Source organism: Brevundimonas sp. 1080, assembly GCF_040545985.1.
Classification (GTDB): Bacteria; Pseudomonadota; Alphaproteobacteria; order Caulobacterales; family Caulobacteraceae; genus Brevundimonas.
Genome location: NZ_JBEPMW010000002.1, coordinates 796,426 through 813,285 on the forward strand (window position 1 = coordinate 796,426; position 16,860 = coordinate 813,285).

General features: G+C 67.1%; 16 protein-coding genes. 11 read left to right on the forward strand and 5 right to left on the reverse strand.

All coding sequences use genetic code 11. The features are described 5' to 3' along the window. Positions 1–16 precede the first annotated feature (16 nt). On the reverse strand, positions 17–571 hold the full coding sequence (locus ABIC32_RS09300) for a F0F1 ATP synthase subunit delta (RefSeq protein WP_307512989.1): 555 nt from the start codon (positions 569–571) through the stop codon (positions 17–19). A 946-nt stretch (positions 572–1,517) separates the two neighbouring features. Here ABIC32_RS09300 and ABIC32_RS09305 point away from each other — a divergent pair. Both ABIC32_RS09305 and ABIC32_RS09310 read left to right on the forward strand, forming a co-directional pair. Continuing rightward, positions 1,518–2,345: a TerC family protein gene (locus ABIC32_RS09305; RefSeq protein WP_055807309.1), complete on the forward strand. Its 828-nt coding sequence runs from the start codon at positions 1,518–1,520 to the stop codon at positions 2,343–2,345. A 5-nt stretch (positions 2,346–2,350) separates the two neighbouring features. Then, on the forward strand, positions 2,351–3,124 hold the full coding sequence (locus ABIC32_RS09310) for a glutaminyl-peptide cyclotransferase (RefSeq protein ID WP_307512990.1): 774 nt from the start codon (positions 2,351–2,353) through the stop codon (positions 3,122–3,124). Positions 3,125–3,190: 66 nt separating this feature from the next. Here ABIC32_RS09310 and katG read toward each other — a convergent pair whose 3' ends face one another. Further along, positions 3,191–5,461, reverse strand: a complete 2,271-nt coding sequence (gene katG / locus ABIC32_RS09315; protein ID WP_354073964.1) for a catalase/peroxidase HPI — start codon at positions 5,459–5,461, stop codon at positions 3,191–3,193. Between the two features lie 146 nt (positions 5,462–5,607). Here katG and ABIC32_RS09320 point away from each other — a divergent pair, with 146 nt between their 5' ends. The 3 genes from ABIC32_RS09320 (at position 5,608) to ABIC32_RS09330 (ending at position 8,298) form a co-directional block, all read left to right on the forward strand. Continuing rightward, positions 5,608–6,507 (forward strand): hydrogen peroxide-inducible genes activator, encoded by a 900-nt coding sequence (locus tag ABIC32_RS09320; RefSeq protein WP_066553170.1) that lies wholly within the window; start codon positions 5,608–5,610, stop codon positions 6,505–6,507. A gap of 72 nt (positions 6,508–6,579) precedes the next feature. Beyond that, on the forward strand, positions 6,580–6,831 hold the full coding sequence (locus ABIC32_RS09325) for a hypothetical protein (protein WP_055807296.1): 252 nt from the start codon (positions 6,580–6,582) through the stop codon (positions 6,829–6,831). A 93-nt stretch (positions 6,832–6,924) separates the two neighbouring features. Beyond that, complete coding sequence (locus ABIC32_RS09330) at positions 6,925–8,298, forward strand: NAD-dependent succinate-semialdehyde dehydrogenase (protein ID WP_354073965.1); 1,374 nt, start codon at positions 6,925–6,927, stop codon at positions 8,296–8,298. 77 nt (positions 8,299–8,375) lie between these two features. Here ABIC32_RS09330 and acnA read toward each other — a convergent pair whose 3' ends face one another. Continuing rightward, entirely contained in the window at positions 8,376–11,102 is a 2,727-nt protein-coding gene (gene acnA, locus ABIC32_RS09335; protein WP_091751475.1) for an aconitate hydratase AcnA, read from the reverse strand. 208 nt (positions 11,103–11,310) lie between these two features. Here acnA and ccmA point away from each other — a divergent pair, with 208 nt between their 5' ends. From ccmA to ABIC32_RS09365, 6 genes are read left to right on the forward strand one after another with little or no spacing between them, the layout of a single operon-like run. Beyond that, complete coding sequence (ccmA, locus tag ABIC32_RS09340) at positions 11,311–11,934, forward strand: heme ABC exporter ATP-binding protein CcmA (RefSeq protein ID WP_354073966.1); 624 nt, start codon at positions 11,311–11,313, stop codon at positions 11,932–11,934. Further along, positions 11,931–12,641 carry a heme exporter protein CcmB gene (gene ccmB, locus ABIC32_RS09345; RefSeq protein ID WP_307512995.1) on the forward strand — a complete coding sequence of 237 codons (711 nt, stop codon included), beginning with the start codon at positions 11,931–11,933 and terminating at the stop codon, positions 12,639–12,641. The genes ccmA and ccmB overlap by 4 nt, the downstream gene beginning before the upstream one ends. Positions 12,642–12,680: 39 nt before the next feature. Next, the gene (locus tag ABIC32_RS09350) at positions 12,681–13,400 is read left to right on the forward strand and encodes a heme ABC transporter permease (protein ID WP_307512996.1); all 720 of its coding nucleotides are present in this window, start codon (positions 12,681–12,683) and stop codon (positions 13,398–13,400) included. Positions 13,401–13,404: 4 nt separating this feature from the next. After that, positions 13,405–13,623, forward strand: a complete 219-nt coding sequence (gene ccmD, locus ABIC32_RS09355) for a heme exporter protein CcmD (protein ID WP_354073967.1) — start codon at positions 13,405–13,407, stop codon at positions 13,621–13,623. After that, entirely contained in the window at positions 13,620–14,180 is a 561-nt protein-coding gene (locus ABIC32_RS09360; protein ID WP_017506276.1) for a DsbE family thiol:disulfide interchange protein, read from the forward strand. The genes ccmD and ABIC32_RS09360 overlap by 4 nt, the downstream gene beginning before the upstream one ends. A 45-nt stretch (positions 14,181–14,225) precedes the next feature. Then, on the forward strand, positions 14,226–14,489 hold the full coding sequence (locus tag ABIC32_RS09365) for a hypothetical protein (RefSeq protein WP_271042314.1): 264 nt from the start codon (positions 14,226–14,228) through the stop codon (positions 14,487–14,489). On the opposite strand, the gene ABIC32_RS09370 is transcribed toward ABIC32_RS09365, so the two are convergent. Together ABIC32_RS09370 and ABIC32_RS09375 are read right to left on the reverse strand one after the other, a co-directional pair. After that, positions 14,490–15,350, reverse strand: coding sequence for a M48 family metallopeptidase (locus ABIC32_RS09370; RefSeq protein ID WP_354073968.1), 861 nt, complete (start codon positions 15,348–15,350; stop codon positions 14,490–14,492). It abuts the gene before it with no gap. Further along, on the reverse strand, positions 15,314–16,852 hold the full coding sequence (locus ABIC32_RS09375; RefSeq protein WP_354073969.1) for a cryptochrome/photolyase family protein: 1,539 nt from the start codon (positions 16,850–16,852) through the stop codon (positions 15,314–15,316). Before ABIC32_RS09375 ends, ABIC32_RS09370 begins: the two co-directional genes overlap by 37 nt. Positions 16,853–16,860: the final 8 nt, after the last annotated feature.

A 16,860-nucleotide genomic window follows, 5' to 3' on the forward strand; every position in this document is an offset into this window, starting at 1 on the left:
GGTGGCGGGAGCGCGTTTAGGCGCGCTTGAGGGCGAACTTCATCTGGTCGAGCTTGGTCTTCAGCGAGGCGTCGAACAGTTTCGAGCCGACCTTGACCTTCAGGCCGCCCAGGATCGACGGATCGACGCGCGCGGTCAGTTCCGGAGCCTTGCCCAGGCTCTTGGACAGGGCGGCGGTAATGGCGGCGACCTGTTTGGCGTCCAGCGGCTGGGCCGAGACGACCTCGGCGGCGACCACGCCGGCGTGTTTGGCGTAGCGCGCCTCGAAGCCGGCGATCACGGCCGGCAGATCCTTGGCGCGATGGTTCTGACCCAGCAGACCCAGGAAGTTGGTCGTGGTCTGCTCGAACTTGGCCTTGGCGGCGATAGCCACCAGACCCTTGGCCTGGTCCGGCGCGGCGATGACGGGCGAGGTGGCCAGGCGACGCAGATCGGCGCTTTCGGTCCAGGCCGCCCTCAGCGACTTCAGGTCGGCGCGGACGGCGTCCAGGCGGCCGGTTTCCAGCGCCAGGTCGAACAGCGCCTGTGCGTAGCGATCGCCGACTTCCGTCGTTCTGAAATCATCAGCCACTGATTAGGGTCCGAGGTCGTTGTGTCAGGGTCGCAACCGACTGCGAGGCTCGCAACGGTCAAAAGCTTGAAATGCTTACGGAAAGCACGACGGAGGCCGTATCCGTAAATACGCCCCCTTCAAGCCGGGCGCCTGATAGCACGGGGTTTCGCCGCTCGCAACATTGCGTGAAGGCGCACCGATGCCGCAGGGGACCGACGAGGTATCTCGTCTCCTCCCCACGCGTGGGGAGGGGGACCGCGAAGCGGTGGAGGGGTTCTTCAAGTCCCACGGGCGCCGGGGATGCGAAGGAGAGCCCCTCCGTCTCTTCGCTGCGCTTCGAGCCACCTCCCCACGGATGGGGCGGAGACGATACTTAGCCATCGCAATGCCGCTGGTCCATTTCCTGCGACTTCAAACGCTTGCCGATTTATGTGCGCCTTTTCCCGTCCACGGGGTCAAACAGCGCCATAATGCACCCGTCTCGTCGCATGGAGGGCTCGTAAGGCCTGCGACCTTGCGGCGGCGAGAGCGGATGGAACGGGAGCGGGTCTGAAACGGCTCGCGCCGACAGCGACTCATGGAGCGGTGTCGGAGGGTCGAGGGGGATACTCGATCGCACTCGGGCCGGTCCTCGCAGGGACCGCCGACCCGTCGCAGGCTTATGGGGTTAGGCGATAAGACCGCCACCGCTCGGCGCCCCGAGCTTGCAGGCCAACCTTCCGCGCGGAGCGTCACACCCTTCGTCGAAACGGTAATTACAAACTCACACTCCGGGCGAAGGCCCGGCGCTCCGCCCAGCCCTCCACCAACTTCGCTGCGATGGCGCGAAGGCGCCGTCGCGTGTCCAGTCGCCTCCCCGACAGACAGGGGGGTGCGACCATGACGCCGCACCCCATCGCTTGATCGGAACCTGCGTCGGCCCTAGCGCTTTCCGCTCAAGCTTTATCCTCCACCAGGAAACCCCATGCTCGACAGCATAACCCCCCTGCTCTCCGATCCGGCCGCCTGGGCCGCATTGGTGACCCTCATCGTGATGGAGGTCGTCCTCGGCATCGACAACCTGATCTTCATCTCGATTCTGTCGAACAAACTGCCCGAGCATCAGCGGCAGAAGGTGCGGCGCATCGGTATCGGCCTGGCGCTGATCATGCGTCTGGCCCTGCTGTCGATCATCGCCTGGCTGGTCGGTCTGGTGCAGCCGGTCTTCACCGTCATGGGCAATGAATTCTCGTGGAAGGACCTGATCCTGATCGCGGGCGGTCTGTTCCTGGTCTGGAAGGCGACCAAGGAAATCCACCACACGGTCGATCCCACCCCCAGCCACGATGTCATGGACAAGAAGGACGTGGTCATCGCCAACGCGGGCGCGGCCATCTTCCAGATCATCCTGTTGGACATCGTCTTCTCGATCGACTCGATCCTGACCGCCGTCGGCATGACCGAGCACCTGCCGATCATGGTCGTCGCCGTTCTGGTCGCCGTGACCGTCATGCTGCTGGCCGCCGACCCCCTGGCCAACTTCATCAACAAGAACCCCAGCGTCGTCATGCTGGCGCTCGGCTTCCTTCTGATGATCGGCATGGTGTTGATCGCCGACGGCTTCGGCTATCATGTGCCCAAGGGCTACATCTATGCGGCCATGGCCTTCTCGGCCGGTGTTGAGGCGTTGAACATGCTGGGTCGCAAATCCGCATCCAAGAAGGAAAAGGCCGAACTGGCCCGCAGCGAGGCGAACGCCGCCGAGGCCCGCGCCCAGAAGGCCGAGGCCGAAGCCGCCGCCGAGCGGGGCTGAGGGTCATGATGCGCCTGTCGTCCCGGCTCGCCGGCCTTGCCGCCGGCCTGCTGTTGACGACAGGCGTCGCCCTGCCGGTCAGGGCCGAAGTGCCGGTCCAGTCCTACGAGGTCGTGCGAGCTTATCCGCACGACACGGGGGCCTTCACCGAAGGCCTCTTCTTCCACGACGGCGGTCTTTACGAGAGCACAGGCCTTTATCCGTCCTTCATCCGCAAGGTCGATCTGGAGACCGGCCGCGTGGAGCGTCAGCGCGACCTGCCGACCATCTATTTCGGCGAGGGTATGACCACGCTGAACGGCAAGCTCTACAGCCTGACCTGGCGCAACCACATCGGCTTCATCTGGAAGCTGGACGATTTCTCGCCTCTGGGCGGCTTTTCCTATCCGGGCGAGGGCTGGGCCCTGACCACCGACGGCCGCCGTCTGATCATGAGCGACGGCACCGATCAGTTGCGCTTCCTCGATCCCGAGACCCTGGCCGAGACGGGCCGCGTCTCCGTCACCGCCGACGGTCGGCCGCTGGATCAGATTAACGAGCTGGAATGGATCGACGGCGAGGTCTTCGCCAATATCTGGCAGGACAACCGCATCGCGCGCATCGATCCCGAGACCGGCGTGGTCAAGGCCTTCATCGATCTGACCGCCCTGGTCCCCAAGGGCGCGAACCTCGACCCCAACGACGACGTCCTGAACGGCATCGCCTGGGATGCGACGGGCAAGCGCCTGTTCGTCACCGGCAAACGCTGGCCGCAGCTGTTCGAGATCAAGCTGCGCTGATCCGCACGAAGAAAAGGCCGGACACTGCGACGCGCCCGGCCCTCTTTTTTTAGCCTCTGCCCCGGCTCAACCGTGCAGGTCGAACCGATCCAGCTCCATCACCTTGGTCCAGGCCGCCACGAAGTCCGAGACGAGCTTCCGTTCGGCGTCGGCCCCGGCATAGACCTCGGCCAGCGCGCGCAGTACGGCGTTGGAGCCGAACACCAGATCGACGCGTGTGCCGGTCCACTTGGCTTCGCCCGTCTTGCGGTCGCGGCCTTCGAAGACGTCCTTGGCCTCCGAGGTCGCCGCCCACTTCACGTCCATGTCCAGCAGGTTGACGAAGACATCGTTGGACAGCACGCCCGGCCGCTCAGTCAGCACGCCGTGCGTCGCGCCGCCCGTATTGATGTTGATCGCTCGCAGGCCGCCGATCAGCACCGTCATCTCCGGCGCCGTCAGCGTCAGCCGCTGCGCCTGATCGATCAGCAGCGACTCGGCCGGCACCGCATAGCGGGCCTTCTGGAAGTTGCGGAAGCCGTCGGCGACCGGTTCCAGATAGCCGAAGGATTCGACATCCGTGTCCGCCTGGCTGGCGTCCGTCCGGCCGGGCGTGAACGGCACGCTGGCGTCGTGGCCCGCCGCCTTGGCCGCCTGCTCGACGCCCGCATTACCGGCCAGCACGATCAGGTCGGCCAGTGACACCTTCTTGCCGCCCGTCTGCGCCTGGTTGAACTCGGTCTGGATGCGCTCCAGCGTCTTCAACACCCGGTCCAGCTGTTCGGGCTGGTTGACGGCCCAATCCTTCTGCGGCGCCAGGCGAATGCGGGCGCCGTTGGCCCCGCCCCGCTTGTCACCGCCGCGGAAGGTCGAGGCCGAGGCCCAGGCTGTGCCCACCAGTTCGGCGGCGCTTAGGCCCGAGTCCAGCACCTTGGCCTTCAGACCCGCCGCGTCCGTCGCGTCGATCAGCGGGTGATCGACCTCCGGCACCGGATCCTGCCACAACAGGACTTCGCTCGGGACTTCCGGCCCGACATAGCGCGAACGCGGCCCCAGATCGCGGTGCGTCAGCTTGAACCAGGCCCGCGCAAAGGCGTCCGCAAAGGCCTGCGGATCGTTCAGGAAACGTCGCGAGATCTTCTCGTATTCCGGGTCGAACCGCATCGACAGGTCGGTCGTCAGCATGGTCGGCCGCTTCTTCTTGGCCGGATCGTGGGCGTCGGGGATGATCTCGCCCGCATCCTTGGCCACCCACTGATGCGCGCCCGCCGGGGACTTCTCCAGCTCCCAGTCGAAGCCGAACAGGTTTTCGAAATAGAAGTTGCTCCACTGGGCCGGCGTCTGGGTCCAGGTGACTTCCAGGCCGCTGGTGATGGCGTCGGCGCCGTGCCCCGTGCCGAAGCTGGAGGTCCAGCCCAGGCCTTGCGCCTCCAGGCCGTCGCCTTCCGGCTCTGCGCCAACGTGGTCGGCCGGGCCCGCGCCGTGCGTCTTGCCGAAGGTATGGCCGCCCGCGATCAGGGCGACCGTCTCCTCGTCGTTCATCGCCATCCGGGCGAAGGTGTCGCGGATGTCGCGCGCCGCCGCGATCGGGTCGGGATTGCCGTCCGGCCCCTCCGGATTGACGTAGATCAGGCCCATCTGCACGGCGGCCAGCGGGTTCTCCAGATCGCGCGAATGCTTGTCGCCGTCCGCATTGTCATCGCTGACCAGCACGGCCTCGTCGCCCGGCTTCACCACCCCGTCCGAGCCGTGGGCATAGCGTTCGTCGCCGCCCAGCCAGGTCGTTTCGCGACCCCAATAGACGTCCTGATCCGGCTCCCAGGTATCGGCGCGGCCGCCCGAGAAGCCGAAGGTGCGGAAACCCATCGTCTCCAGCGCGACGTTTCCGGTCAGGATCATCAGATCTGCCCAGGAGATGGCCTGGCCGTACTTCTGCTTGATCGGCCACAGCAGGCGGCGTGACTTGTCGATGTTGACGTTGTCGGGCCAGGAATTCAGCGGGGCGAACCGCTGCTGGCCCCGCCCGCCGCCGCCGCGACCATCGCCGACGCGATAGGTGCCGGCGCTGTGCCAAGCCATGCGGATGAACTGCGGGCCATAATGGCCGAAGTCCGCCGGCCACCAATCCTTGGAGTCCGTCATCAGGGCGCGCAGATCCGCCTTCAACGCCTCATAGTCCAGCTTGGAAAAGGCCTCGCGGTAGTCGAACGACTCGCCCAGCGGATCGGACTTGGTCGAATGCTGGTTCAGCAGATCGACCCGCAGCTGATTGGGCCACCAATCGCGGTTCTGAACGCCGCCGCCTGCGACCGACCTAGGCGTCCGGCCGGAAAAGGGGCATTTGGCTTCGTCGGTCATGGTGTTTTCTCCCTGCTGGTCTGGCGCACGACGGCGAGCGATTTTTCCATCGCTCTGTAGATGATGGGGTCATACGACACGGGTCAAACGGATAAAGCCAATCGATTATCCTTGGCGTCAGCATAGGACGGGCCTATTTCGCTTCCATGCTCCCCACCCTGCGTCAGCTCCAGTATCTCAAGCTTTTGGCCGAACACGGCAGCTTCTCGCGCGCCGCCGAGGCCGCCCACGTCAGCCAGCCCGCCCTCAGCGCCGGGGTGCAGGAGCTTGAGCGCATCCTGGGCGCGCCGGTGGTCGAACGCGCGCGCGGCGCCGTGATCATGACCGCCGTTGGAGCCGAGGCCGTTCGCCGCGCCGAGGACGTCCTGGCCCGCACCGAGGATCTGGTCGAGGCGGCCAAGAACGCCGGGCGTCTGCTGTCCGGCCGATTCCGCCTCGGCGTGATTCCGACCGTGGCCCCCTTCCTGCTGCCCGCCAAGCTCCCGTCGGTGAAGGCCGCCTATCCCAGCCTGAAGCTGTTCATTCGCGAGGATCTGACGCCCCGGCTGATCGCGGCACTGAAGGCGGGTCAGATCGACGCCGCCGTCATCGCCCTGCCCTATGATGCGCCAGGCATCGCCCACGCCCGCATCGGCGATGATGAGATCATGGCTGCCGCCCCCGCCGACCATGCCTTGGCCGCACCCGGCCCCATCCGCCCCGGCTCGCTGCGGGCCGAGGATTTGATCCTGCTGGAGGACGGCCATTGCCTGCGCGACCACGCTCTGGCGGCGCTGGACATCGAGGCCCCGCGCGGCGACGACGTCTTTGCAGCCACCAGTCTGCACACTCTGGTCCAGATGGTCGGCTCGGGCCTCGGCGTCTCCTTCCTGCCGAAGATGGCGGTGCAGGCCGGTCTGGCCGACAACCCCTCCGTCGCCATTCGCGCCTTCGAAAACCAGGCCGACGGCGCCCCGCCCCATCGCGAGATCGTCGTCGCTTGGCGCGCCGGCTCCAGCCGCGCCGCCGAGGCCCGGCTGCTGGCCGAGGCCCTGAAGCTAGAGTGAAGCTTGAATGAAACTGGGCTGACACTCGACTGATCGATTGACCTGAGCGCCGAACAGGTCGTTTGGAAGCGGATGGCAACCGAAACCGTCTATATCGTCCAGGCCTACGTCCAGGGCCGGGGCAAGGCCCTGCGCGCAGAACCCCAGGTCGGCTGCAAAGACGCCGAAGAGGCGCGTCGCAAGGCCGAACGGCTGGCGCCGTTGCGTCTTGGCGTCGTCGCCTTCGCCGTCTCGGCCGACACCGAAATGGGCGACTACGACGAAGAGCCCACCATCCTCTTCAAGTCCGGCCAACTGCCGCCGCCGTTCAGCGATCCGGACTGACGACCAAGCAACCCGCCCCGACAGGTCGCGTTTGCTTTCCTGACAACGGATCGGCGCCGCCCCGGGCGTCCGACCGAAACTTCAGGACGCCCCATGGCCTATCGCACCCTCAATCCCTTCACCGAACAACTGGTCGAGGACTATCCGGAACACACCGACGACGCCGTCGAGGCCGCCCTGGCCAAGGCCGACGGCCTGTTCCATTCGGATTGGTCCAAGGGCGACATCCAGCCGCGCCTCGCCGTGCTGAAATCCCTGTCGGGTCTGCTGACCGAAAACCGCGACGACCTGGCCCGCACCATGGCCGAGGAGATGGGCAAGCCCCTGGCTCAGGGGCAGGGCGAGATTGATCTGTGCGCCGGCATCGCCGCCTACTATGCCGAGAAGGCCGCCGATTTCCTCAAGCCCGAAAAGATCGACAGCGAACTGGGCGAAGCCTGGGTCGAGTTTCACCCGATCGGCGTGCTGCTGGCGGTCGAGCCGTGGAACTTCCCAATCTACCAACTGATCCGCGTCGTCGCTCCCGCCATCGCGGTCGGCAATCCCGTGCTTTACAAGCACGCGGGCATCGTGCCGCGCTCCGCCGCCCGGTTCGCCGAACTGGTGCGCGAGGCCGGCGCGCCCGAGGGCTTCGTCGCCAACCTCTACATCTCCTCGGACAAGGTCGCCGAACTGATCGGCGACGACCGCATCCAGGGCGTGGCCCTGACCGGATCGGAGGGCGCCGGCGCCAAGGTCTCGGCCCGCGCCTCGGAAATGCTGAAGAAGTCCACGCTGGAACTGGGCGGCAGCGACGTCTTCGTGGTGCTGGACGACGCCGACATCGAAAAGGCGGTGGCGGCCGGGGTCGAAGGCCGCCTGTCCAACGCCGGCCAGGTCTGCACCGGCTCCAAACGCTTCATCGTTCAGAAGTTGGTTTCCGATGCCTTCATCACCGGCTTCGTCGAAGGCATGAAGAAGGCCGTCATGGGCGACCCGCTGGACGAGGCCACCGACCTGGGCCCGCTGTCGTCCGAGGATGCGCTGAAGACCCTGACCAAACAGGTGGACGAGGCGATCCAGCACGGCGCCAAGGCGGTGACCGGCGGCAAGCCCGCCGATCGCACCGGCTTCTTCTACGAGCCGACCGTCCTGACGGACGTCGCGCGCGACAACCCGGCCTTCTATCAGGAGTTCTTCGGCCCCGTAGCCCAGGTCTTCGTGGTCGAGGACGACGACGCGGTCGTGGCCCTGGCCAACGATTCCCACTTCGGCCTGGGCGGCTCGATCTTCTCGGGCGACACCGACCGCGCCCGCAAACTGGCCTCTCGCATCGAGACCGGCATGGTCTTCATCAACACCACCACGACCTCCATGCCCGAACTGCCGTTCGGCGGCGTCAAACGCTCGGGCTTCGGCCGCGAGCTGGGCGATGTGGGCATCAAGGAGTTCGTGAACCGCAAGCTGGTGGTCGTCAGCGCCGACTGACCACCGCCTTTCGGCAAACGGAAAAGGGCCGGCGGATCGCTCCGCCGGCCCTCTTTCTTGTCTGGACGAACCGCGACCTATTCGGCGGCGATCGGCGCTTCGGTTTCCGGGCCGCGCGCCAGGTTGCGCAGCACATAGGGCATGACGCCGCCGGCCAGCAGATAGTCCAGCTCGGTCTGGTTATCGATCCGGCAGCGGACCGGGAAGCGGGCCATCTTGCCGTCCGACGGGCGGAACAGCTCGACCCACAGGTCCTGACGCGGCTTCAGCTTGCCGATGTTGGCGTCCGACAGGCCGCGGATCGTGACGATCTCTTCGCCCGTCAGGCCCAGCTTCAGCCAGCCGTCCTGCTTGAACTGCAGCGGCACGACGCCCATCCCGACCAGATTCGAACGGTGGATGCGCTCGAAGCTTTCGGCGATGACGGCGCGAACGCCCAGCAGACGCGTGCCCTTCGCCGCCCAGTCGCGCGACGAGCCGGTGCCGTATTCCTTGCCGGCGAAGACGACCAGCGGGCGACCTTCCGACTGATACCGCATGGCCGCGTCGTAGATCGACATGGTGTCGCCCGACGGGAAGTGCTTGGTCACGCCGCCTTCGATCTCGGGCGTGATGCGGTTCTTGATGCGGATGTTGGCGAAGGTGCCGCGCATCATGACTTCGTGGTTGCCGCGACGGGCGCCGTAGCTGTTGAACTCGGCCGCCTCGACGCCGTGGTTGGTCAGATAGACGCCGGCGGGCGAGGTCTTCTTGATCGAACCGGCCGGGCTGATGTGGTCGGTGGTGATCGAGTCGCCGAAGATGGCCAGAACGCGGGCCTCGACCACGTCCTGAACCGGGGTCAGGTCCATCGACAGACCGTCGAAATAGGGCGGGTTGGCGACGTAGGTCGAGCTGTCGTCCCACTCATAGGTCTGACCGCCGGTGACCTTGATGGCCTGCCAGTGCTTGTCGCCCTTGAACACGTCCTTGTAGCGCTTGGCGAACATGGCCGGGGTGACGGACTTGCGCTGGATGTCGGCGATTTCCTGCGTGGTCGGCCAGACGTCCTTCAGGAAGACGTCGTTGCCCTTCTTGTCCTGACCGATCGGGTCCTTGGTGATGTCGATCCGCATCGAGCCGGCGATGGCGTAGGCCACGACCAGCGGCGGCGAGGCCAGATAGTTGGCCTGGACGTCGGGGTTCACGCGACCTTCGAAGTTGCGGTTGCCCGACAGGACCGAGGTCGCGACCAGGGCGTTGTCGTTGATCGCCTTGGAGATGGCCGGATCCAGCGGACCCGAGTTGCCGATGCAGGTAGTGCAGCCGTAGCCGACCAGGTTGAAGCCCAGGGCATCCAGGTCCTTTTGCAGGCCGGCGTCGGTCAGATAGTCGGTCACGACCTGCGATCCGGGGGCCAAGGACGTCTTGACCCAGGGCTTGGCCTTCAGGCCCAGCGCATTGGCCTTGCGCGCCACCAGACCGGCGGCGATCAGGACCGACGGGTTGGAGGTGTTGGTGCAGGAGGTGATGGCCGCGATGACCACGTCGCCGTCGCCGACGGTGAACTTCTCACCCTCGACCTCGGCGCGCGGGGCGTCGGCCGGGCGGGCGAAGACGTCGGTCAGGGCGGTTTCGAAGGCCGGGGCGGCGGTGGTCAGTTCGACGCGGTCCTGCGGACGCTTCGGGCCCGCCAGCGACGGCACGACGGTCGAGATGTCCAGTTCCAGCACGTCGGTGAAGACCGGATCTTCCGAATTCTCGTCGATCCACAGGCCTTGCGCCTTGGCGTAGGCTTCGACCAGGGCGACGCGCGCCTTGTCGCGGCCCGTGGCGGTCAGATAGCCGATGGTCGCGGCCGAGACGGGGAAGAAGCCGCAGGTGGCGCCGTATTCCGGCGCCATGTTGGCGATGGTCGCCTGGTCCTCGATGGTCATGTTCGGCAGGGCGTCGCCGAAGAATTCGACGAACTTGCCGACCACGCCCTTCTTGCGCAGCATCTGGGTGACGGTCAGCACCAGGTCGGTCGCCGTCGTGCCTTCGGGCATCGTGCCCGTCAGCTTGAAGCCGATGACCTCGGGGATCAGCATCGGAATCGGCTGGCCCAACATGGCCGCCTCGGCCTCGATGCCGCCCACGCCCCAGCCCAGGACGGCCAGGCCGTTGATCATGGTGGTGTGGCTGTCGGTGCCGACGACGGTGTCGGGATAGGCGACGGTCTTCTTGCCTTCGTCCAGGGTCCAGACGGTCTGGGCCAGGTTCTCCAGATTCACCTGGTGGCAGATGCCGGTGCCGGGCGGCACGACGCGGAAGTTGTTGAAGGCCGACGAACCCCAGCGCAGGAAGTTGTAGCGCTCGATGTTGCGCTCATACTCGCGCTCCACGTTCTGGCCGAAGGCCTTGGACGTGCCGAAGTTGTCGACCATGACCGAGTGGTCGATGACCAGATCGACCGGCACCAGCGGGTTGATCTTGGCGGCGTCGGCGCCCAGGGCGCTCATGGCGTCGCGCATGGCGGCCAGATCGACCACGGCGGGCACGCCGGTGAAGTCCTGCATCAACACGCGGGCCGGACGGAAGGCGATCTCGTGCTCGACCGAGCCCTTGTTCTCGACCCAGGCGGCGACGGCCTTCAGGTCGTCCTCGGTGACGGAAACGCCGTCCTCATTGCGCAGCAGGTTCTCCAGCAGCACCTTCATCGAGCGCGGCAGGCGGGAAATCCCGGTCAGACCGGCTTCCTCGGCGGCGGGAAGGCTGTAATAGGCGTATTTCTTACGCCCGACGGAAAGGTCCTGGCGGGTCTTGAAGCTGTCGATCGACGGCATGGAGAGTTCCTCTGGTCAGCGCCGCCCGACAATCCGGTTGCGCCTTCGCGCGGCAGACGCAGCGGCTCACAGGGCCCCTGCGCGCGCGGCGAAAGCCTGCTGCGGCGACCGTGCCTATAGCCCCGCCACGCCGCACCGTCCATGTGTCCACACCCCTGACGTGGACATTGAGAAGGGTTCGCAGATTTGGCGCAGCGGGTGAAACGCGATGATCCACACCCTCGCCCTCTCCGGCCTGACCGTCTCGCGCGGCGAGCGGCGATTGTTCGACGGTCTCGACCTGACCCTGCGCGCCGGCGAGGTGCTGGCCCTGACGGGCGCAAACGGGGCGGGCAAGACCAGCCTGCTGCGCGCGATCGCGGGCCTGTTGCGGCCCGACGCCGGGACGGTCGCCTTCCAGGACGGCGACGGCAATCGGCTGGACGAACGACAGGCGCGTGGACGCGAAACCCATTTTCTCGGTCATCTGGACGGGCTGAAAGGCGGCCGCACGGCACGCGAAGAGCTGGGGTTTCAGTGCGACTGGTTGGGCCACACCCAGTACGACGTCGACCACGCCGTCGAGGCCTTCGGTCTGAAACCTCTGCTGGACCTGGAGGTCCGGCGTCTTTCGGCCGGCCAGCGCCGTCGCCTGGCCATGGGCCGGCTGGTCGGATCGCCGCGCGCCTTGTGGCTGCTGGACGAACCGATGGCGCCGCTGGACGCCCGCTGGCGCGAAGCCTTCGCCGAGCAAATGCAGCGTCATCTGGACGCCGACGGCCTGATCGTCGCCGCCGTCCACGACCCCCTGCCGCTGCCGACCCGCGCTCTCGATCTGGGGGCGCTCAAGTGAGCCGCCGCGATGTCGATCAGGAACCCCGTCCGCCTGGCCTGCGCGGCGCGACGCGCGTGCTGCTGGAGCGCGAGCTGGATCTGGCTTGGGGCGGGGGCGGCGGCCCCTTGCTGGCCTGCGGCTTCTTCGCCTGTCTGACCGCCATACTGCCGCTGGCGGCCGGCGGCGACCCGCGCACGCTCGGCCCTGTCGCCGGCGGCGTCGCGTGGTTGGCCCTCGCCCTGGCCTCCCTGCTGTCGCTGGAGCGACTGTTCGAGCGTGACATGGAAGACGGGGCGCTGGATCTGCTGGCCCTCGGCCATCTGGCGCTGGAGCAGGTCGTCCTGATCAAGGCCCTGGCCCAGTGGATCGCCGTCGGTTTGCCGCTCGCCCTGACCGCCCCCATCGCCGCCCTGGCGCTTGGCCTGCCCGCGTCGCTGACGCCGCTGGTCGCCCTGACGGCCCTGATCGGCGGCGCGGGCTTCGCCTTCACCGGCGCGCTGGGCGCCGCCCTTGCGCTGGGCGCCAAGCGTGGCGGGCTGCTGATCGCCGTCGTCGTCCTGCCGCTGTTCATTCCCCCGGTCGTCTTCGGCGCCGGCGCCCTGGAGCGCGCCGGATCGGGCCAGCCGGTCGGCCCGGCGCTGGCCTTGCTCTGCGCCTACGTCCTGTTCGCCGCCGTCGTCGCGCCCTTCGCCGGAGCCGCCGCTGTTCGCAGCGCGCAAGGGTGAGCTTGCCCGCCGTCCATTCGTTGCGTAAGCGCTGAACCGATGTTCGGCCTGTCCAATCCGCAGCGTTTCATGGCCTTCACCGGCCCGTTGACGCCCGTTCTGTGGGGGCTCGCCGCCGTGCTGCTGGGCGTCGGCGCCTGGCTCAGCTTCACCGTTCCGGCCGATTATCAGCAGGGCGACACGGTGCGGATCATGTTCGTCCATGTCCCCGCCGCTACCCTGGGCCTGGCCGCCTATGCGGCGCTGGGCGTGTCCAGCTTCTTTGCGCTGATCTTCCGTCACGCCCTGGCCGACGCCGCCGCCCGAGCCGCCGCCCTGCCGGGCGCCGCCTTCACGGCCCTGGCCCTGTTCACCGGCTCGCTGTGGGGCCAGCCGATGTGGGGGACCTGGTGGGTGTGGGACGCGCGCCTGACCAGCGTGCTGGTGCTGTTTCTCTTCTACCTCGGCTATATGGCGCTGAGAGCCTCGATCGACGACGAGCAGAAGGCCGGGCGCGCCGCCGCCGTCCTGGGTTTGGTCGGCCTGATCAATCTGCCGATCGTGAAATTCTCGGTCGATTGGTGGAACACCCTGCATCAGCCCGCCAGCTTCCTGACGCCTGGCTCCTCGGGCCTCGACCCCGTCTATCTGCCGCCCTTCCTGACCATGCTGGCGGCCTACGGGATGCTGTTCGCGGCCCTGTGGCTGACGGCCATCCGCACCGAGATCCGCCGCCGCCGGGTCATGACCCTGCGCGCCCGTCTGGCTCAGGAGGCCTGACGCCATGCTCGACCTCGACATGACCCCTTACGCCACCTTCGTCTGGCCCGCCTGGGGCGTCAGCGCCCTGGTGCTGATCGTCCTGACCATCCGCGCCGTCGTCGCCTCCCGCAAATGGAAGCGCGAACTGGCGCGACTGGAGCCAGAGCAAACGCCCTCGTCAGAAGGGGCGGATTCCAACCGTCCTCAAGCAGCGCGAAGCGCGTTAGGACAAGAGAAATGAACCGCTGGCTGGCCCTGATCCCGCTGGCGGTCCTCGCGGCGCTGGCGGCCCTGTTCGTCGGGTGGTCGCTGAAGCGCGATCCGGCTTTCAAGCCCGACGCCCTGGTCGGCCAGACCATTCCCGAGACAGTCCTGCCCCTGCTGTCGGGCGACCAGGCGGGACCGGGCAATCTGGACCTGAAGACCGCCGGCGTCGGTCGGCCCATGCTGGTCAATGTGTTCGCCTCCTGGTGCGCGCCGTGCCGGATCGAACACCCCAAGCTGCTGGCGCTGAAGGCGCGCGGCGTCGCCGTGGTCGGCATCGCCTACAAGGACGAGCCGGTCGCCACCCGCGCCTTCCTAGACGAACTGGGCGATCCCTATTCGATGGTGCTGGTGGACCGCGAAGGTCGTGCGGGCCTCGACCTCGGCATCTCCGGCGTGCCCGAGACCTTCGCCGTCGACGCCATGGGGCGCATCACCGCCAAACAGTCCGGCCCCCTGCTAGACGACGCTGACATCGACCGACTGGTCGCCTCCATGCAGGCCCCGCCTCGTCCCGCACCGACCAAGCGGTGAGGCCGCGTTAACCCTTTTTCGAGGGTTTCCGTTAACCATGTCGGCATGAGCGCGATTCGTCCCGGCCTGCCGCTGAACACGCCCGCCCAGGGCCTTGATCTGCCGAGCGCCCGCAGCGCCCAGGCGGCCTTCTTCCGCGCTGCAATGGAGCAGACTGCGGCACCCAAGCCGCCGGTCCCGGCCGCCGCCGTCATGTCCACGATCCGAACCGCCAACCCGGCCCGGCCGGTGGAGGCGCCCCCCGCCCCGGCCCAGCGCGAGGAACCGCGGATTATGCGCCCCGGCTCCTACCTCGACATCCGGGTCTGATCAGTTCCAGCCCCGGCTGGCGATATACTGCTGCAGCGCCTCGATCCGGGTCGCGTCCGACGGGTGGGTCGAGGCGAACTGCGGCGTCTGGGTCTGACGCTGCGCCGCCATCAGCCGCCACAGCGCGACCGCCTGCGACGGCTTGAACCCGGCGCCGGCCATATAGTCCACGCCCAGACGGTCGGCCTCCAGCTCGTCGCGCCGCGAATAGGGCAGCAGAAGGCCGTATTGGGCGGCCAGACCGCCATAGGCGTTCACTGCATCTCCGTATCGACCCGCCGCCCCGCCGACAGCCGCCAGACCGACGCTGGTCACCGTCTGGTTCGAGGCGCGCTCGGCCGCATGGTTGGCGACGACGTGCCCGATTTCGTGACCGATCACGCTGGCCAGCTGGTCGTCATTCTGGACCAGGGCCAACAGGCTGGTCGTCACGCCGATCTGGCCGGACGGCAGGACGAAGGCGTTGGGGCTGGCCTCCGTGAACACCGCATAGTCCCATGTCCGATTGCCCAGACCCGCCGCTTGGACCAGACGGTCGCCGACGCGCCGGATCCGGTCGACCTGGGCGCCGGTGGTCATCACGCCTGGCTTGGCGATAGCCTCGCGCCAGGCCGCCGTCGATTGCTGCGACAGGGCGGCGTTGTCCACCAGAAGCAGCTGATTACGGCCCAAGGCTTCGTTATAGGCGCAGGCGGACAGGGCCGAGGCCGCGACGGCGGCGGCCAGGACAAGGGCGGAACGGCGGGGCAGGATCACGGGGGCGACCTCTTCGAGCAGGACGAAACAGCAAGGCAAATGGTCGCGCTGCGCCTGAGGTTCCACCGTCAATCGATCGGCGTCGCGCCCAGCATAGTCCGGCATGCCTCCGCCTCGGCCGCCAGGGCCTTGCGCTTGGCCTCCCCGAACTTCTCCAGCGTGCGATAGGGCATGGCCAGCCGCACATTGTCCCGCAGCCGGCTGCGATTGCGCTCCAGAAAGCCCCAGTACAGCCGGTTGAACGGACAGGCCGCATCGCCGCTCTTGCTCTTCACGTCATAGCGACACGCCCCGCAATAGTCGCTCATCCGGTCGATATAGGCCCCCGACGCAGCATAGGGCTTGGACCCCACGATGCCGCCGTCGGCGAACAGGGCCATGCCGCGCGTATTGGGCATCTCGACCCATTCATAGGCGTCGGCATAGACGCACATGTACCAGTCATCGACCTGATCGGGATGCACGCCCAGCAGCAAGGCCAGATTGCCCGTCACCATTAGCCGCTGGATATGGTGGGCGTAGGCGTTGTCGCGCGTGGTCTTCACCACATCGGCGACACAGGCCATGTCGGTCTCACCGGACCAGTAGAACCAGGGCAGCTTGCGGTCCGCATCCAGGAAGTTGCGCGCCCGATACTCCGGCGCCTTCAACCAGTAGATGCCGCGCACGAACTCGCGCCATCCCAGGATTTGCCGGATGAAGCCTTCGACCGCATTCAGCGGCGCCTTGCCCGCCCGATAGACCGCCTCGGCGCGCTTACAGACGTCCAGCGGGTCCAGCAGGCCCAGGTTTATCGAGGTCGAGATCAGCCCATGCCACATCCATGGCTCATTCTCCGCCATCGCGTCCTGCCAGTCCCCGAACGACGGCAGGACATCCTTCAGGAAGTGCTTCAGCGAAGCTTCCGCCTCCTGCGCCGTTGTGGCCCAGCCGAACCCGTCTAGCGAGCCGAAATGGTCGCCGAACAACCGCTCGACATCCGCCATCGCCTCGCACGCCACGGCGTTGGGCGGGATGCGCAGGCGATCGGGCGGCGTCACGCCCTTGGCCAGCTTCTTGCGGTTCTCGGCGTCATAGTTCCAGCGCCCGCCCTCCGGCTGATCGCCGTCCATCAGTATGCCCGTCGCGCGGCGCATCTCGCGATAGAAGAACTCCATGCGCAGCTGCGACTTGCCCGAGGCCCAGCGGCGAAAACGGTCGTGGCTGCTGATGAAGCGGCGATCCTCGCGAATCTCGACCGGCAGCTCCGCCCCTTCCGCAAAGGCGGCCAGATGCTCGGCCAGCCGCCACTCGCCGCATTCGGTCATCACCACCGTTTCATAAGCGCCGTCGTCCAGCGCCCGGGCCAGTTCGCCGGTGATGGAGCCGCTGTTGTCCGCATCGTCTATGCGCACATAGCGCACGTTGACGCCCCGCCCCTTCAGCCGCTCGGCGTGATTGCGCATGGCGGCGAAAACCAGGGCCAGCTTCTGCTTGTGATGCCGGACATAGGTCGCCTCGTCGCGAACCTCGGCCATCAGAACCGTATCGACGTCCGGGTTCAGATCCTTCAGCGCCGACAGGTCGTCCGACAGCTGATCACCCAGCACCAGCCTAAGCACGGACATGCGTTATT